The sequence below is a fragment of the Nocardioides albertanoniae genome (genome assembly GCF_006716315.1).
GTDB classification, from domain to species: domain Bacteria; phylum Actinomycetota; class Actinomycetes; order Propionibacteriales; family Nocardioidaceae; genus Nocardioides; species Nocardioides albertanoniae.
The window spans coordinates 817,879-834,756 of record NZ_VFOV01000001.1 but is presented as its reverse complement, the minus strand read 5'-3'; the positions used below and the strand labels follow the sequence as shown (position 1 = coordinate 834,756).

General features: G+C 69.9%; 14 protein-coding genes. 4 read left to right on the top strand and 10 right to left on the bottom strand.

Annotation, left to right across the window (positions count from 1 at the left end):
* Nucleotides 1-45 precede the first annotated feature (45 nt).
* Entirely contained in the window at nucleotides 46-1,533 is a 1,488-nt protein-coding gene (locus FB381_RS03910; RefSeq protein ID WP_211352319.1) for an MFS transporter, read from the top strand.
* Nucleotides 1,534-1,671: 138 nt separating this feature from the next.
* Here the strand turns inward: FB381_RS03910 and FB381_RS03905 are convergent, their stop codons facing one another.
* The 4 genes from FB381_RS03905 to FB381_RS03890 all read right to left on the bottom strand — a co-directional run bounded on the left by FB381_RS03905 (nucleotide 1,672) and on the right by FB381_RS03890 (nucleotide 8,439).
* Nucleotides 1,672-3,507 (bottom strand): bifunctional metallophosphatase/5'-nucleotidase, encoded by a 1,836-nt coding sequence (locus FB381_RS03905; RefSeq protein ID WP_141779072.1) that lies wholly within the window; start codon nucleotides 3,505-3,507, stop codon nucleotides 1,672-1,674.
* 146 nt (nucleotides 3,508-3,653) lie between these two features.
* Complete coding sequence (locus FB381_RS03900; protein WP_141779071.1) at nucleotides 3,654-4,973, bottom strand: M20 family metallopeptidase; 1,320 nt, start codon at nucleotides 4,971-4,973, stop codon at nucleotides 3,654-3,656.
* A gap of 104 nt (nucleotides 4,974-5,077) precedes the next feature.
* Nucleotides 5,078-6,910 carry a serine hydrolase domain-containing protein gene (locus FB381_RS03895; RefSeq protein ID WP_141779070.1) on the bottom strand — a complete coding sequence of 611 codons (1,833 nt, stop codon included), beginning with the start codon at nucleotides 6,908-6,910 and terminating at the stop codon, nucleotides 5,078-5,080.
* A gap of 53 nt (nucleotides 6,911-6,963) precedes the next feature.
* Nucleotides 6,964-8,439, bottom strand: coding sequence for an amidase (locus FB381_RS03890; RefSeq protein ID WP_141779069.1), 1,476 nt, complete (start codon nucleotides 8,437-8,439; stop codon nucleotides 6,964-6,966).
* A gap of 95 nt (nucleotides 8,440-8,534) precedes the next feature.
* Here FB381_RS03890 and FB381_RS03885 point away from each other — a divergent pair, with 95 nt between their 5' ends.
* Nucleotides 8,535-9,005: a DUF4440 domain-containing protein gene (locus FB381_RS03885; RefSeq protein ID WP_141779068.1), complete on the top strand. Its 471-nt coding sequence runs from the start codon at nucleotides 8,535-8,537 to the stop codon at nucleotides 9,003-9,005.
* Here FB381_RS03885 and FB381_RS03880 read toward each other — a convergent pair.
* The gene (locus FB381_RS03880) at nucleotides 8,986-10,596 is read right to left on the bottom strand and encodes an AbgT family transporter (protein WP_141779067.1); all 1,611 of its coding nucleotides are present in this window, start codon (nucleotides 10,594-10,596) and stop codon (nucleotides 8,986-8,988) included. The genes FB381_RS03885 and FB381_RS03880 overlap by 20 nt on opposite strands.
* A gap of 161 nt (nucleotides 10,597-10,757) precedes the next feature.
* On the opposite strand from FB381_RS03880, the gene FB381_RS03875 reads away from it, so the two are divergent.
* On the top strand, nucleotides 10,758-11,432 hold the full coding sequence (locus FB381_RS03875; RefSeq protein WP_141779066.1) for an ATP-binding cassette domain-containing protein: 675 nt from the start codon (nucleotides 10,758-10,760) through the stop codon (nucleotides 11,430-11,432).
* Nucleotides 11,433-11,454: 22 nt separating this feature from the next.
* Here FB381_RS03875 and mgrA read toward each other — a convergent pair whose 3' ends face one another.
* The 3 genes from mgrA to FB381_RS03860 are packed head-to-tail and all read right to left on the bottom strand — an operon-like array spanning nucleotide 11,455 to nucleotide 13,703.
* Nucleotides 11,455-12,516 carry an L-glyceraldehyde 3-phosphate reductase gene (mgrA, locus tag FB381_RS03870; protein WP_141779065.1) on the bottom strand — a complete coding sequence of 354 codons (1,062 nt, stop codon included), beginning with the start codon at nucleotides 12,514-12,516 and terminating at the stop codon, nucleotides 11,455-11,457.
* Nucleotides 12,513-12,926: a DoxX family protein gene (locus FB381_RS03865; protein WP_141779064.1), complete on the bottom strand. Its 414-nt coding sequence runs from the start codon at nucleotides 12,924-12,926 to the stop codon at nucleotides 12,513-12,515. The genes mgrA and FB381_RS03865 overlap by 4 nt, the downstream gene beginning before the upstream one ends.
* 42 nt (nucleotides 12,927-12,968) lie before the next feature.
* The gene (locus tag FB381_RS03860) at nucleotides 12,969-13,703 is read right to left on the bottom strand and encodes a TetR/AcrR family transcriptional regulator (protein ID WP_141779063.1); all 735 of its coding nucleotides are present in this window, start codon (nucleotides 13,701-13,703) and stop codon (nucleotides 12,969-12,971) included.
* 87 nt (nucleotides 13,704-13,790) lie between these two features.
* On the opposite strand from FB381_RS03860, the gene FB381_RS03855 reads away from it, so the two are divergent.
* The gene (locus tag FB381_RS03855) at nucleotides 13,791-14,651 is read left to right on the top strand and encodes an SDR family oxidoreductase (protein WP_141779062.1); all 861 of its coding nucleotides are present in this window, start codon (nucleotides 13,791-13,793) and stop codon (nucleotides 14,649-14,651) included.
* A gap of 146 nt (nucleotides 14,652-14,797) precedes the next feature.
* Here FB381_RS03855 and FB381_RS03850 read toward each other — a convergent pair whose 3' ends face one another.
* Entirely contained in the window at nucleotides 14,798-15,784 is a 987-nt protein-coding gene (locus FB381_RS03850) for a hypothetical protein (RefSeq protein ID WP_211352318.1), read from the bottom strand.
* 61 nt (nucleotides 15,785-15,845) lie between these two features.
* Nucleotides 15,846-16,877, bottom strand: a complete 1,032-nt coding sequence (gene dmpG, locus FB381_RS03845; RefSeq protein WP_141779061.1) for a 4-hydroxy-2-oxovalerate aldolase — start codon at nucleotides 16,875-16,877, stop codon at nucleotides 15,846-15,848.
* Nucleotide 16,878 lies beyond the last annotated feature (1 nt).

Here is a 16,878-nt window from a genome sequence, read left to right as displayed (position 1 = left end):
GTAGTCTACACACCTGATATGTAACTTACACACCCGAGGTGTACCTTGACTTCCGCTCCGCCCTCCGCCACCGGGGCGACCGCTCACCAGCGGCCGCCCCGCTCGAACGGCGGCGCCGTCGCCGTCATCGTGGTGCTCTGCTTCGGCAGCCTCTGCGCCGCCCTGATGCAGTCGCTGGTCATCCCGATCCAGAGCGAGCTCCCCGAGCTGCTCTCCACCACCGCCAGCACCTCCTCCTGGGTGGTCACCGCGACGCTTCTCGGAGCCGGGGTCACGATGCCCGTCACGGGCCGCCTCGCCGACCTCTACGGCAAGAAGCCGGTGCTGGTGATCTCCGGCATCGTGCTGGTCGTCGGCTCTCTCGTGGTCGCGCTCTCCGACGCGGTCGGCCCGGTGCTCGTCGGTCGCGTGCTCCAGGGCATGGCGATGGGCTACATCCCCGTCGCGATCAGCCTCGTGCGCGAGGTCGCCCCCGTCCACCTGCGCAACACCGCGGTCGCCGGGGTGAGCGCCACGCTCGGCGTCGGCGGTGCGCTCGGTCTGCCGCTGGCCGCCTGGATCGCCCAGGACTTCGACTGGCACATGCTCTTCTGGGTCTCTGCCGTCCTGGCGCTCCTCGTCACGATCGCGACCGCGACCGTCGTCCCGCACGTACGCGACGCCCACCCCGGCCGCCTCGACCTCGTCGGCGCGCTCGGGCTCGCCGTCGGTCTCGTCGGCGTGCTCGTCGGTGTCTCCAAGGGCAACGACTGGGGCTGGGGTCAGCCGGAGACCATCGGCATGATCATCGGCGGCATCGTCGTGCTGCTCCTGTGGGGCTGGTACGAGCTGCGCCACGACGACCCGCTCGTCGACCTGCGCACCTCCGCGCGCAAGCCGGTGCTGCTCACCAACATCGCCGCTGTGCTCATCGGGTTCGGCATGATGGCGCAGTCGATCGTGGTGCCGCAGCTGCTCCAGATGCCCGAGGCCACCGGCTACGGCCTGGGCCAGACGATCTTCCAGGCGGGCATGTGGATGGCGCCGGCCGGGCTGATGATGATGCTCTTCACCCCGGTCTCCTCGCGGCTGCTGTCCCGCCTCGGTGGTCGCGGCACGATGGCCATCGGAGCGCTCGTGCTGGCCGCCGGCTACGTCGTCGCGGTCTTCCTGATGGACGCCCCCTGGCAGCTCATGCTCGCCTCCTGCGTCGCCTCGGCGGGCGTCGGGATCGGCTACGCGGCCATGCCCACGCTGATCCTCAGCAACGTCCCGGCGGCCGAGGCCGCGGCGAGCGTCGGGCTCAACAGCCTGATGCGCTCGATGGGCACCACGGTCGCGGGCGCGGTCATGGCGATCGTGCTGACCAGTCGCACCATGGTCCTGGCGCCCGGCACGCCCGAGATCCCGACCGCCGGAGCCTTCCAGCTCTGCTTCGTGATCGGGGCGCTCGCCGCCGGTGTCGGGGCGCTGATCGTGCTCCTCATCCCCCGTCCGCGCCGGGAGCCGGCCGGCGACACCACCGATGAATCGGTGCTCGCCGGATCGCGCTGACCCGACCCGGAGACCACACCCGGAGACCACACCCGGAGACCACACCCGGAGACCACACCCGGAGACCACAGCGGGCCCGACCAGCTCAGAGCTGGTCGGGCCCGCTGCGTACGGACGCTGTCTCGTTTCGGGGTTCGTTCAGTGGGTGCCGGTGATGCGGTCGAGCGCGCCCGGGGTGTAGGGCGAGCTGGCCTCCAGGTAGTTGGCGAAGGCGTCGATGTCGAGGCCGCCGTAGTAGGGGTCGGTGCCCTTGGTGAACGCCTCGAAGGCGTCGCCGCCGCCCTGCAGGAAGTTGTTGGTCACGACCCGGTAGGACGCGGCCTTGTCGATCGGCTCGCCGTTGAGCTTGACGGAGCCGTCGACGGGACCCGAGGGGCTGATCTCGTACGAGAAGCCCTTCGAGACCTGCAGGATCTTGTGAGAGCCGGCGTTGGCGCCGGTGACCTGCTGGGTGAGCAGGTCGTAGATGTCCTGGCCGGTCATGGTCAGCGAGACCAGGTAGTTGTTGAACGGCTGCACCGTGAACGCCTCGTCGAAGGTGACGTCGCCGACGGGCTCGCCGTAGGGCGAGTTGGCCGCGGTCAGATCGGCACGGATGCCACCGGGGTTCATGAACGCGATCACCGGCGCCTGCCCGTTGTAGACCGTCGACTCGTCGGCGAGCTGGGCGTCGGCGATGAGGTCACCGAGCGCGTTCTCGCCGGCGGGGCTCTGGACGCGGTTGACGTCGGCCGAGATCGAGCCGAGCACGCGCGAGGCGATCGGGGTGACCAGCTCCTTGTAGGTGTTGATCAGCTCCGTCTGCTCCGGCGCCTTGGCCACGTCGCGGGTGACGAGCAGGTTGGACCCCTTGACCGAGGAGCGGACGATGTCGTGCTTCTTGAGGTCGTACTTCAGGTTGGTCTCGGTGAAGAGGCGCCCGAAGGACGAGGCCGAGGTGACCAGGCGCGACTTGCCCTTCGGGTCGGGTACGTCGCAGACGTAGGGGTTGTGGGTGTGGCCGGTGACGACCATGTCGATCTGCGGGTCGAGGCCCTCGGCGATCGGCACGATGGGCGAGTCGGCGATCAGCTCGCCACCGCCCTCGCAGGTGTAGTCGAAGGAGGCGTTGACCTCGTGGACGGTGCCGGTCGCCGGGTCGGTCCACTTCTCCTTGGGCAGGTTGGCGCCCTCGTGGATCAGCGTGACGATCGCCTTGACGCCCTTCTTCTTCAGCACCGGCACGAGCGCGTTGGCGGTCTCGACCTCGTCCTTGAAGGTGAGCCCCTTGACGCCCTCGGCGGTGACGATGTCGGGGGTGCCCTCCAGGGTCATCCCGATGAAGCCGATCTTGGCGCCGTCGACCTCCTTGATGGAGTAGGACGGGAGGATGGTCTTGCCGCTGGCGTCCTCGACCACGTTGGAGGCGAGGATGTCGAAGTCGGCGCCCTTGAACTCGTGGGCGGCGCACGAGTTCTGGTTGTCCTTGCCGTCACCGTCGTCGATGCAGCCTCCGGCGTCGATGCGCTGCAGCTCCTTGTAGCCCTCGTCGAACTCGTGGTTGCCGACCGCGGTCACGTCGAGGCCCACCTTGTTGAGGGCCTCCACCGACGGCTCGTCGTGGAAGGCGGCCGAGAGCAGCGGCGAGGCGCCGACCAGGTCGCCCGCAGCGACGGTCAGGGAGCGATCGTGGCCCTTGCGGGCCTCGGCCAGATGGGTGGCGAGATACTCCACGCCGCCCACGTCGGCGGTCTCGTCGACCGGCTTGCCGGTCGCCGGATCGATCTGGTGGCCGGTGACCAGCCGCCCGCTCGACCCCGACGGCGCCTCGAGGTTGCCGTGGAAGTCGTTGAAGGAGAGCAGCTGGATATCGACCAGGTGCTTCCCAGGCTTGGCCGAGGCGGAGTTCGCGACCGGGTTGGCGACTGCGGCGGCCGCGAGAGCAACTGCGGCGACGGCGACAACAGGGCGGAGTCTTCGGGTGTTACGAGGCATTGCTGTGCTCCCCATCTGAGTGATCGACGAAGCGAACAATGCCCCTTCGGGTTCCCGTTGTGAAGAGGTAATCCGGTTACCGCTGCCGAATCGTCATCAACCGTTAATCAGTCGCTTCAGCCGCACATATTGCTTCGGGCTTCGCCTCAGCCGAAGAACTCGTTGACGTCTACCGCGCCACCGGCGTCCTCGAACTCCTCACGCACCGCGTCGCGCAGCTTCGCGTCGGAGAGGTAGTCGACGGCGACCCCGGCGAGACCGTAGGCGGCGTCGACGAGCACCTCGTCGGCGTACGGCGTGACCGCGGCAGCGGCGAACTCGCGGCTGTGCAGCGAGACGTCGGGCTCGGCGATCTTGACCATCGCGTGCAGGCCGGGGATGCGGAAGGAGACGTTGCCGAAGTCGGTGGAGCCGGCGAGCAGGTCGGGCACGACGCCCGGAGCGAGCACGGTGTGGTTGCGCTCCTGGTAGCGACGGTTCCACGCCTGCGCGAGCCCGGCGTTGTTGCGGATCGGCAGGTAGACCGGCGACTCGTCCCAGCTGAACTCGACGCCGCAGCCGGTCATCAGCGCCGCGCCCATCGCCATCTCCTCCAGCCGCTGGGAGAGGATCTTGAGCGTCTCGGGGTAGGCCGAGCGTACGTAGAACTCGACCGCCGAACGCTCCGGGATCACGTTGGGGCGCAGCCCGCCGTCGGTGATGATCGCGTGCACGCGGTCGGTGGGTGGCATCTGCTGCCGGTTGAGCGCGACGCCGGTGTAGAGCAGGTTGGCCGCATCGAGGGCGTTGCGCCCCATGAACGGCTGGATGGAGGCGTGGGCCGGCACCCCGACGTAGGTCACCTTCAGCTGACGGCGGCCGAGGAAGACCGGCTCGGAGCTGTCATAGGTGAACGGGTGGACCATGATCGCCGCGTCGATGCCGTCGAAGGCACCCTGCTGCGCCATCAGCTCCTTGCCACCACCGCCCTCCTCGGCCGGGGTGCCGAGCCAGACGACCCGGCCGCCGACGCGGTCGATCACGCTCGCGATGGCAAGGAACGCACCGACACCGACGGTGGCGATCAGGTTGTGCCCACAGCCGTGACCGATGCCGGGCAGGGCGTCGTACTCGGAGAGCACCGCGATCGTCGGCCCCTCCTTCGTGCCTCCGGCCGAGGCGTAGAGCGCGGTCGGGAGGCCGTAGGCACCGCGGGCCACCTCGATGCCGTGAGCCTCTACGAACTCGGCCAGGCCGGCGGCGCTGCGGTGCTCCTCGAAGCTGGTCTCCGGGTGCTCGGCGAGGTCGTGGGAGACCGAGACCAGCTCCGGACCGAGCTCGTGGAGCTTGCCGCGGATCGCGTCGAGGATGCCCTGCGGCGCGCCCGCGGCGCTCGACTCGACCGCCCTGGTGACGAGCGCTTTCGCGTCGGCCTCGTCACGCAGCTGGTTGAGCAGGAAAGGATTCGTCCGCTGCGGCTCGCTCATCGTGCCGCCTCGGTAGCGAAGGTCAGAGAATACCGAGAAGGCGGCCTGAGGCCCGTTGTCATTCGCTGGCGCTCACTCATGCCGCCGAGGTTATCGGTGACACGTCACCGATCGCTGAGCGCCCAGCCGTCGGTGACGATCCGCGCCGCGTCGGCGCGACGAGAGGAGTCGAACAACGTACGCCGCCCCTGGCTGACCACGATGTCGTCGACGAAGATGCCGCGACCCTGCGAGGTCGCGTCGGTCTCGTAGATCCACCTGAGCGCGGTGGTGCCTGCCGGCAGGTCGGCGCTGCCCCGCAGCCACCGCCGACCGCCGTAGCCGTCGACCGCCTCGCTGGTCTCCCAGTCGAACCCGCCGCCCTCGAGCGTGAACGGCAGCGGGCTGAAGGTGGTGCCGTCGGTGGAGTAGCGCAGCCGGCCGTAGTCGTAGAGCGGCTCGGTGTCGAACCAGTAGCTGAACCGGAGCCTGGCGCCCGCGGTCGCCGGCAGCGGCACGTCCAGCGTCGCCTCCGTCGAGCTCGCGCGCCCCGAGAACCACGACGTACGCCCGCTGGCCGGCCGCACCGCCGAGGCCATGCCCAGGGCGTCGGAGACCGCGCGGCGAGACGGGTTGTTGCTGCCCCAGTCACGGCTGGGGTGGACGCGGTTGGTCATCAGCACGACGAGCTGGTGGCCGATCGGGTCCATCACGATGCTGGTGCCGGTGTAGCCGGTGTGGCCGAAGGAGACCGGAGACCAGATCGGGCCGTGATACCAGGTCGTGGCGAGCTCCCAGCCGAGGCCGCGGCTGCTGCCGGGGAACTGGGCGCCGGTGTAGTCGTGCAGGCTCAGCCGGACGGTCTCCTCCGACAGGATCCGGGTGCCGCGGTAGACGCCGCCGTTGAGGAACATCTGCCCGAACCTCGCCATGTCGGCGGCGGTCGAGAAGACGCCCGCGTGGCCGGCGACGCCGCCGAGCGCCCAGGCGTTCTCGTCGTGCACCTCGCCGCGGATCATCGGGCGCCCGGCCCAAGGTTCGTACTCGGTCGCGGCGACCCGGTCGAGGCGGTCCGCGGGCGGGTTGTACATGGTGTCGTGCATGCCGAGCGGCCCGGTCACATGGTCGCGGACGTAGGCGTCGAGCGTCGTGCCGGAGAGCCGCTCGACCAGCAGCCCGAGGGTGATCAGGTTGATGTCGGAGTAGCGGTAGACCTGCTCGGGCGCGTGCGTCGGCTCCGTGTCCATGATCGCCGCGACGCGCTCCTCGTAGGTGTCGTAGCCCTCCCACAGCGACGGGACCGGACCGGCGAGCAGGCCCGAGACGTGGGTGAGCAGGTGACGCAGGAGGATCGCGTCCTTGCCGTGCGGCGCGAACTCGGGCAGGTAGGTGACCACCGGCTCCTCGAGGTCGAGCCTGCCCTGCTCGATCAGCTGGAGGATCGCGGTCGTGGTGAACAGCTTCGACATCGAGGCGATGTCCCACATCGTGTCGAGCCCGGCGTCGACCTGCTGGTCGTCGGGCAGCTCGACGACGGTGGTGCCGTCGAGGCCGTAGCGCAGCGCCTTGCCCACGCTCTCGTGGGCGACGATGACGCCGTCCTTGACCGCGATCGCGGTGGCCCCGGCGTAGAGCGGGTGGTCGGGATTCTCCGGGGTCGGCTCGAGGAAGCGGGTGAGCTCGGTGCGGATGGTGGCGATCTGGCGAGGGTCGAGGCCGACCTGGCGGGGATGACCTGGCCGCAGCCACGTGCGTGGGGTGAAGGTGAGCTCGTCAGGTGCGACCGTCGGTGGCTGACCGGCGAGCGACGCGAACGTCCTCGCGCCCGCCTTGGTCGGATCCTCCGGTGTCGAGGCGACCGCGGCGCCGCCGATCAGCGACATCGTGATCCCGCCGAGAGCGCCGCCGAGAAGGCTGCGACGCGAGGGCATGAACAGGTCCGGCCGTGGGGGCGTCATGCTCCGATACTGCTCCTCCGGAGGCGTCCGCGCGCCCGAAAGAGAAAATTCCGTCAGAGCAGCGCCCGGTGCTCCGCCCACGGCGTCGCCTGCTCCAGCTGAGCGGCGACCTGCAGCAGCAGACCGTCGTCGCCGAGCTGACCGGAGAGCTGTACGCCGAGCGGCAGCCCGGCTCCGGTGCGGTAGGTCGGCACCGAGATCGCCGGGCGTCCGGTGAGGTTGGCGAGCTGGGTGTAGGGCACCCAGCCGAGGTTCTCGTCGACCAGCTGGTCGATCAGGCCGGTCGCCCGCATCACCCGGCCGCCGCGCAGCTTGTAGAGCAGCCGCGCCGCGGTCTGCAGGGCCTTGGGCGTGGTCACCTCGCCCACCCGCAGCGGCGGCTTCGCCAGCGTCGGCGTCAGCAGCAGGTCGTACGCCGCGTGGAACTCGCTCAGGCGGCGTACGTGGTTGCGGCGGTTCATGTGCGCCAGCTCGACCGCCACCACTCCCCCGGCGCGGCCGAGCTCGGCGACGGCCAGGGTGTCGGCCTCGAAGTCGGTGTCCTTGGCGCCGGTGCGACGCTTCACCTCGGCGACGTTGGCGGCTGCCGAGGCGAACCAGATGCTGAGGAAGTCGCGGCCGAGCTCGGCCGCGTCGTAGGGCGCCTCGACCTCCTCGACCTCGTGGCCGAGCGCCTCCAGCGCGGCTGCCGCCTGCTCGACCGCCGCGATCGCCTCGGGGTCGGGGGCGGTGATCGACGACGCGGAGGTGAACCCGATGCGGAGCTTGCGCGGCGAGGTCGCGACGGCCTCGGCGAAGGCGGTCTCCGGCCGGGGCGCGTGGAGCATCGCCAGCGGCTGGTCGCCGGCAAGCGCGTCGTAGAGACCCGCCGCGTCGCGCACGGTGCGGGTCACGACACCTTGGACGACGAAGCCGTTGGAGGGGTCCAGGCTGTGCGGACCCAGCGGCAGCAGGCCGCGGGTGGTCTTCAGCCCGACCAGGCCGTTGCAGGCGGCCGGGATGCGGATCGAGCCACCACCGTCGTTCGCGCCGGCGACCGGGACGATCCCGGCTGCGACCGCAGCACCGGAGCCGCCCGAGGAGCCACCCGGGGTGTGGTCGGTGTTCCACGGGTTGCGGGCCGGCCCGAACAGCTCCGGCTCGGTGATGCCCTTCGAGCCGAGCTCCGGGGTGTTGGTCTTCCCGAAGATCACCAGACCGGCGTCGAGCGCGCTCCGGGTGAAGTAGGAGTGCTCTTCGGCGACGTCGTCGACCAGCGACCGGGAGCCGTAGGTCGTCGGGTGGCCCGCGTACTCCTGGGCCAGGTCCTTCACCAGGAACGGCACCCCGGCGAACGGTCCGCTCAGCGCCTCGTCGGCGGCCTGCTCGTCGGCCTCCGGGATGTCGGCGACGATCGCGTTGATCCGCGGGTTCACCGCCGCCGCCCGCTCTCGCGCCGCGGCCAGCACCTCGGTCGCGGTCACCTCCTTGGCAGCGATCAGCTGCGCCAGCCCGGTGGCGTCGTACGTCAGATACTCATCGACCCGCATGAGCGCAGGCTAGCGCCCCTGCTCGGGTGGCCCCACCGGACGTCCACCCACCAAATCAGGTGCCGTCTCCGGAATGCCTGGCTATGTTCTCGACCATGACCACCATCGACGGCGACGCCACGGCGCTATCGGACCGGACCGCCGTCGAGGATCTGGTGCGCGGGTTCTTCTCCGCCTTCACCTCCGGGCCCGACGTGGCCGCGCGCCTGGACGAGCTGCGGCGGATCATGATTCCCGGAGCGACCGTGGTGCGCACCTGCGGGATGCCGGTCGAGGTCTACGACGTCGAGTCGTTCATCGCGCCGCGTCTCGCACTGCTGACCGGAGGCGAGGTCACCGACTTCGAGGAGTGGCCGGAGCCGGGTCGCGTCGAGATCTTCGGCGACATCGCCCAGTGGTGGGGCGCGTACGGCAAACGCTGGCGCGTCGACGGCGAGCTGCACACGGGGCGAGGCATGAAGACGATGTCGTTCGTGCGCACCGCCGAGGGCTGGCGGATCAGCTCCGCCGCCTGGGACGACGAGCGCGAGAGCGTACGCCGCGCCGTCAGGGCATCCGCGGGCTGACTCCGGGCCCCACGTCGAGGCCGCCGAAGTAGAAGACGACCAGCACCAGCAGCCAGGCGACCCAGAACGGGATCACGAACGGCAGCGTGCGGGAGATCAGGGTGCCGAGGCCTGCTGCCGGCTCGTACTTCCTGATCATCATCAGCACCACGAACATGTAGGGGTTCATCGGCGTGATCACCTGGGTCGCGCTGTCACCGATGCGGAAGGCGGCCTGGGTGAAGCCGGGTTCGAAGCCGATCAGCGCGAACATCGGCACGAAGACCGCGCCCATGATCGTGTACATCGAGGATCCGCTGATGATGAACAGGTTGAGGATCGAGCACAGGACGATGAAGCCGATGATCACCGGGAAACCGGTCAGGCCGGTGCCCTGCAGCCCATCGGCGCCGACCTTCGCCAGCGCCGGGCCGACGTTGGACCAGTTGAACAGCGCGATGAACTGACCGAGCATGAACGCCAGCACCAGGAACGGGGCCATCTCCTTGATCCCCTCGCCCATCACCTTCGGCACGTCGGCGGCCGTCTTGAGGGTGCCGGCCACGAAGCCGTAGACGATGCCCGGAGCGAGGAAGAGCACGAAGGTGATGAAGACGATCGAGTCCATCAGCGCCGACTCGGGCAGGAAACCGCCGTCGTCGTTGCGCCAGGGCGATCCGTGCGGCAGCACCGCCAGCACCATCGCGACGGCCAGGGCAGCGCCCGTCCCGATCGCCGCCCAGAGCGCCTTGCGCTCCCGCGCGGTGAGCTCGGCGTCGAGCGGCCGGCGGTTGTTGCGCAGCGCCGCGGCGACCTCCTCGTCGTTGCTCACGAAACGCTCGTCCTCGTCGACGGCGACCTCGTCGGTCGGCACGTTCTGGCGCACCATCCTCGGCTCGAGGATGCGGTCGATGATGAAGCCCGCGACCAGCGCGAGCACGATCGCCGAGGCGATGTTGAAGTAGTAGTTGGAGACCGGTGTCACGGCCGCGCCCGGATCGGGCAGGGTCGCGGTCACCGAGTTGGTGATGCCGGAGAAGAGCGCGTCGAGGCTGGTCACCACGAGGCTGGTCGAGTAGCCGGCGCCCGCCGCCGCGAACCCGCCGACGAGGCCCGCCATCGGGTGTCGCCCGGCGGCCTTGAACACCGCCGCGGCCAGCGGCGGGATGACGATCATCGACGCGTCGGCCATCACGCTCGCGGTGACACCGACGATCCCGAGGGCGTAGGGCAGCAGCCACCGCGGCGCCGAGGCCAGGGTCAACCGGATCGCTGCCGCCAGCAGGCCGGTGCGCTCGGCGACGGTCACGGCGAGCAGGATCGTGACCACGGTCAGCAGCGGCGGGAACCCGATGAAGTTGGCGCCGAGGTTGACCGTGAGCCAGGTCAGCCCCTCGGCGGTGAAGAGCCCGTTGATCACCAGCGGCTTGTCGGCACCGGGCAGCGTCACCTCGGCGTGCATCGCCGCCAGGAGCGTCGAGATCGCCCCGACGACCAAGAACAGGATCAGGAACAGGATGAACGGGTCGGGCAGCTTGTTGCCGGTCCTCTCGACCCAGGCGAGCAGCCGGTCGCCTCGCGTCGACGCGGTGGGTTCGGTGGTTGCGGACATGCGGCTCTCCTACCGAGTCGGAGCGTGGGGTCGCCTGCAACAACGAAGGCCCCGCGACGTTAGCAAATCCGCCTCTTCCGAGCGGGACGATTCGGGCGATCCGCCGACCGGCCGTCGACGGGCCGGCGATCTGGCGATGGCTCGTGCGCCACACTGGCCCCATGGCGGCCGAGCTTCATGACCTGACCGTCGACGTCCGCACCGACCGCTGGCACGCACGCGTGCTCACCGAGGTCAGCCTGAGCGTTGCGCCCGGGGAGATCACCGCGCTCGTCGGCGGGCCGGGTGCGGGCAAGTCGATGATCGCGCGCGCCCTCACCGGCCGGCTGCCGGCCTCAGCGACCGCCAGCGGTGAGGTGGTGGTCGACGGGATCGTCGGCTACGTGCCCCAGGACGGCGTCGACGCGTTCGCGCCCGGCAGGCCGGTCGGCGCCCAGCTCCGCGATCTCGCCGGCGACGCGGGAAGCGTCGAGGAGGCCTGCGCCGCGGCTGCCTACCCGGCCGAGCCGATGGGCCTCCTGCCCGAGGAGAACTCCGCGGGCCAGATCCAGCGGGCCGCGCTCGCCGCCGCCCTGATGGGAGAGCCCGACATCCTGGTCGCCGACGGCCCGACAGCCCCGCTCGACCGCGCCCTCGGCAACGTCGTGTGGCGGTCGCTGCGCAGGTACGCCGACGCCGGCGGCACCCTGCTGGTCATCACCCACGACCTGCCGCTGATCACGGCCGCCGGTCTCGCCGACCGGATCGTCGTGGTCGACGACGGCAGGGTGCTCGCGGCGGGCACGCCCGCGGAGGTCGCCGCCGTCGACGACCCGCTGGTCCGGATGTACTTCTGACCGGCGACGTCGCTGCCGTGGATCAGTTGAAGATCTCGCGGTGGTCGCCCTCGACCCGCGCGCGCTTCCACAGGTCGATGGCGTCTCCGGTGCCTGCGGCGTACTCGTCGATCCTGGCCAGCTCCTCGGCGGTGAACTCCGGCCCCGCGAGGGCACCGACGCAGTCGGTGACCTGCTCGGGCCGGGAGGCGCCGATGACGACCGAGGTCATCCTCGGGTCACGCAGCGCCCAGGCGAGCGCCATCTGCGCGAGGGTCTGGCCGCGGTCGGCGGCGAGGCCGTTGAGCGACTCGATCGCGCCCAGCACCTCCGGGGTGAGCGTCGAGGCTGCCAGCGACTTCTCCTGGCTCGCCCGGGAGCCGTCGGGGACGCCACCGAGATACTTGTTGGTCAGCATGCCCTGAGCCAGCGGCGAGAACGAGATGGCGCCGGCTCCGACCTCGTCGAGCGTGTCCAGCAGCGAGTCGGTCTCCAGCCAGCGGTTGAGGATCGAGTAGGACGGCTGGTGGATCAGCAGCGGGGTGCCGAGGTCGTTCAGGATCGCCACCGCCTCGCGGGTCAGCGTCGAGGAGTAGGAGCTCAGCCCGACGTAGAGCGCCTTGCCGGAGCGCACGATCTGGTCGAGCGCGCCCATCGTCTCCTCCAGCGGCGTGCTGGGGTCCGGGCGGTGGTGGTAGAAGACGTCGACGTAGTCGAGACCCATCCGCTGCAGCGACTGGTCGAGGCTGGAGATCAGATACTTCTTCGAGCCGCCGATCTTGCCGTAAGGCCCCGGCCACATGTCCCAGCCGGCCTTCGTCGAGATCACCAGCTCGTCGCGGAGCCCGGCGAAGTCCTCGCGCAGGTGGCGACCGAAGTTCTCCTCCGCCGACCCGTAGGGCGGGCCGTAGTTGTTGGCCAGGTCGAAGTGGGTGATGCCGGCGTCGAAGGCCGTACGCAGGATCGCCCGCTGCCGCTCGAAGGCCAGGTCGTCGCCGAAGTTGTGCCACAGCCCGAGGCTGACCGCGGGCAGGTCGAGCCCGCTGTTCCCGCAGCGCCGGTAGGTCATCTGGTCATAACGAGAGCCCGACGGCACGTAGGTCATCCGCGCTCGCCCTTCCCGGCGCTCAGCGCGACCTTGATCATCGGCCACTGCAGCGGCAGCCGCGCGAGCGTGCCCGCGAAGAATCCCGCCGACTTGGCGGTGCGCTTCCGGTTGGCCCGCTTGCCGGCGTCGACGCTCATCTGCACGTTGGCCGGGAACACACCCGCCAGCAGCGCCGCGCTCGCGAACCCGGCGACCCGTCGGGTCTTCGGGTGCAGCAGCCCCAGCGCGCAGACGATCTCGGCGACCCCGGAGATCTCCACGACCTTGCGTGTCTCCGGCAGCTGCGGCGGCACGATCGGCTCGAACACCTCCGGCTTCACCAGATGCAGGGTGCCGGACCCGAGGAAGATGGCGGCCAGGCCGGCCAGTGGAAGATCGATCCGGGACGAAGAAGACTCAGTGCTCACAGGGCGACTCTTTCACGCGCACCCAACCGGAGGGCCCTGACGTCACCCAGTGACCTCAGGGCTCCCCGGTCGACCTACGAGCCGAGTCAGCCATTCGTGCAACAGTCTCTGCTCGGCATCGCTCAGGACGTCGGCGCCCTCAGGGAGGGCGGCGCGCAGCGCGCGGGCGGCTGCGGCGGCACCCGGCTCCGCACGGGTGAGCATCGGCTCGGCGTGAGTGACGGCGGCGACCATGGACTCGCGCAGGACGGTCAGCAGCTCCGGGTCGCGACGGTCCGCGGGCGTGGCGTGCCAGGTCAGGACAGCGCCCTGGCCGGTCGCCTGGATGATCTGCGCGGCGAGCTCCTCGTCGACCCGCAACCATCCGGCGGCGGCGAGCCGACGCACCCGCCCGTGCAGGATCTCCAGGCCGGCGCGGTGCGCTGCGCCCGCCCCTCCCCCGACGGTTCGGTTCATCACCGCGAAGAGCTCGGGCCGCGAGACCCCGAACTCGACGACCATGTCCCAGCCGCGCCGCAACTCCTCCACCAGATCAGGCGCGTCAGGATCGAGCTGCGCCTGTTTCCGCTCCAGGAACTGCGCGTAGCCGTGCTCACCGACCGCCTCGAGGAGCCCGTCCTTGTCGCCGAAGATGCGGTAGATCGCGGGCGGCTGCATCCCGGCCGCAGACGCGACCGCACGGGTGCTCACCGCGTCGGGGCCACCGTCCTCCAACAGCTTGATGGCGGCCTCGACGATGCGGAGTCGCGGGCTGTCGGTCGAGTCCTCTGTTGCCATGAATCGACGGTATCAGAGTTTTGCTTCCGCTGGAATTTCCTGTGTTAACATCGAAGTGATTCCACTGGAAACATATGAGGAGGACCAATGATCATCGTCACCGGAGCCACCGGAAAGCTGGGCCGCCGCATCGTCGAGCGCCTCTTGGAGCGGGTCCATGCCGATCGTGTCGGGGTCAGCGTCCGCGACCCCGACAAGGCGAAGGATCTCGCCGACCGAGGCGTACGCGTGCGGCAGGGCGACTTCGACGACCCAGCCTCGCTAGCCCGCTCCTTCGAGGGCGCCGAGCAGCTGCTCCTCGTCTCCCTCGACCGCACCGGCGAGGAGTGCGTCAACGGCCACCGTGCCGCCATCGATGCCGCCGTACAGGCCGGGATCGGCCGCATCCTGTACACCAGCCAGATGGGCGCCGCCCACGACGCCCGCTTCCAGCCCTGCCGCGACCACGCGCGGACCGAAGACATGCTCCGGGCCACCGGTCGACCCTGGACCGCGCTGCGCAACGGCTTCTACGCCGCCAGCGCGCTGCAGTTCCTCGAGTCCGCCCGCCCGACCAGCGACATCGCCCTCCCCGCCGACGGTCCCGTCGCCTGGACCGGGCACGACGACCTCGCCGAGGCCGCAGCAGCGATCCTTGCCGACGAAGCCCGCTTCGAGGGACCCACCCCACCGCTCACCGCCTCGGCGGCGCTCGACTTCGACGCCATCGCCACGATCGCCTCGGAGGTCACCGGGCGGCCGTTCACCCGCACCGTCGTCCCCGACGATGCCTTCCGCGAGCAGATCCTGGCCCACGGCGCCCCCGCCTCAGCCGCCGACATGCTGCTGAGCATCTACGCTGCAGCGCGACACGGCGAGTTCGCTTCCGCCGACCCCACCCTGGCCGATCTGATCGGACGCGAGCCCACCACCTTCCGTGCCGAGCTGGAGCGCGCCTGGGGCGTGTGATGTCTCCATCAGGAAGGTCGGGGTCGACGCCCACACGGCTCGTGACGCGGCTCCGCTCCACCGCTACAGCGGCGAGCTTCGTTAGGCGTACGCCGGACCGGTGACGATCGGCGCACCTGGGGAGTCTGAAGCGCACCAGGTACGCCTCAGACTCCCCAGGTCCGATCAAGCTTCTTCATGCGGCACGCCTCGCCGCAGGCTCTCATGGTTCCGTTCCAACCGTTGCGCCTCAGGATCCTGGCGATCCTCGTGGCGGTCTGACAGGGAGTGTCGAAGACCTGATGGAAGCGGAGACGGGCGGTGACCGCCCCGGTCGACGCGAGGTCGTCGAGGGCGCGATCGGCGTCGCGCGCCTGATCGCGCCAGGACTCGTGACCGAGCGATCCGTCGAGCTCGACGACCAGCTGGTGGGCCGCGTAGTCCATGTCTCGGAACTGGTTCCCATCCGGACCACGACGTGCGGACTGGCGCCTTCCGACAGGCAACCCATGGGCACGCTCGACCTTGGTGAGGTAGCCGTGCTCGAGCACGGAGTGCGTGCCTGCGTCCAGGTCGCCGATCAGACCCTGGAGCAGGGATCGGCGCCGGATGGAGGGATAACGGCTCAGGGCCGCACGAAGCGTCGTCGCGGTGACGTACGTCCTGCTCGCCGCCTCGGCGAGCCGGGCAATGGCATCGATCTCCCGCGTGGCCTCGTGAGCCATCGCCAACGCGTTGTCCTCGACCGCAAGGCGGGGCGGGACACCTCCGTACGCTCGCTGTTCCATGTTCTTCATCCGGTGGATGACGATCCCGTCCTGCGGACTGACCCTGCGGTCATGGTCGATGGCGACGTGGATCGGAGCGCCGTCGTCGCGACCCCTCGGTTCCTCGAGACTGGTCCAGCACAGGTACGCGGGCTCGGCGTAGAGAACGGCGGCCCACGCCCGCTGCGTCCACGTCATCGGTCCGGCATGATCGACGTAGACCCGGGGATGGACCCGGCGGAGCTCCCTCCTCCGAAGCCTCCGCTCGATGTCGGCCTTGGTCACCCCGCCGGCGACCAGCTGCGCGTGGCTGGCCACCCCGTCCTGCATGAGCATCTGAGCAGCCAAGAACCGAGCAGCATCCTCCCGCTCCTCGGTCGAGCCCATGAGGGACGGTAACCCGGGGAGTGTGAAGCGCACCAGGTGCGCCTCACACTCCCCGAGTTCCTTACCTGCCCGAGTTCGCCGCCTCGCGCTCCTCGAGCTTCGTGAGGCAGATGTCGACGATCATGTCCTCCTGACCGCCGACGAGGCCGCGCCGGCCGCACTCCATGAGGATGTCTCGGGTGTCGACTCCGTAGCGGGCCGACGCGTTCTCGGCGTGGCGGAGGAAGCTGGAGTAGACACCCGCGTAGCCCATCGTCAACGTCTCGCGGTCGACGCGGACGGGGCGGTCCTGCAACGGGCGGACGATGTCGTCGGCGGCGTCCTGGAGCTTGAACAGGTCGCAGTTGTGCTTGAAGTCCGACAGGTTGGCGACGGCGATGAACGCCTCGATGGGGCAGTTGCCGGCGCCGGCGCCGTGGCCGGCCAGGGAGGCGTCGACGCGGTAGACGCCGTTCTCGACGGCGACGACCGAGTTGGCCACGGAGAGCGAGAGGTTCTCGTGGGCGTGGATGCCGATCTCGGTCTCGTCGTCGAGCACGTCGCGGTAGGCGCGGGCGCGGTCGCGGACGTCGTTCATCGTCAGCCGGCCGCCGGAGTCGGTGATGTAGACGCAGTGGGCGCCGTAGGACTCCATCAGCTTGGCCTGCTGCGCGACCACCTCGGTCGGCGCCATGTGGTTGAGCATCAGGAAGCCGGAGACGTCCATGCCCATCTCGCGCGCGGCGGCGATGTGCTGAGCGCTCACGTCGGCCTCGGTGCAGTGGGTGGCGACCCGCACCGAACGTACGCCGAGGTCATAGGCCCGCTTCAGGTCGTGGATGGTGCCGACACCGGGGAGCAGCAGAGTGGTCAGGCGCGCGTTCTTGATGACCGAGGCGGCAGCCTCGATCCACTCCCAGTCGGAGTTGGAGCCCGGGCCGTAGTTGACCGAGCCGCCGGTCAGGCCGTCGCCGTGGGCGACCTCGATGGCGTCGACGCCGGCCTCGTCGGCGGCGATCACGATCCGCTTGACGTCTTCGGGCGTGATCCGGTGGCGTACGGCGTGCATGCCGTCGCGCAGCGAGACTTCCTGGACGTAGATGGGCGTGCTCATC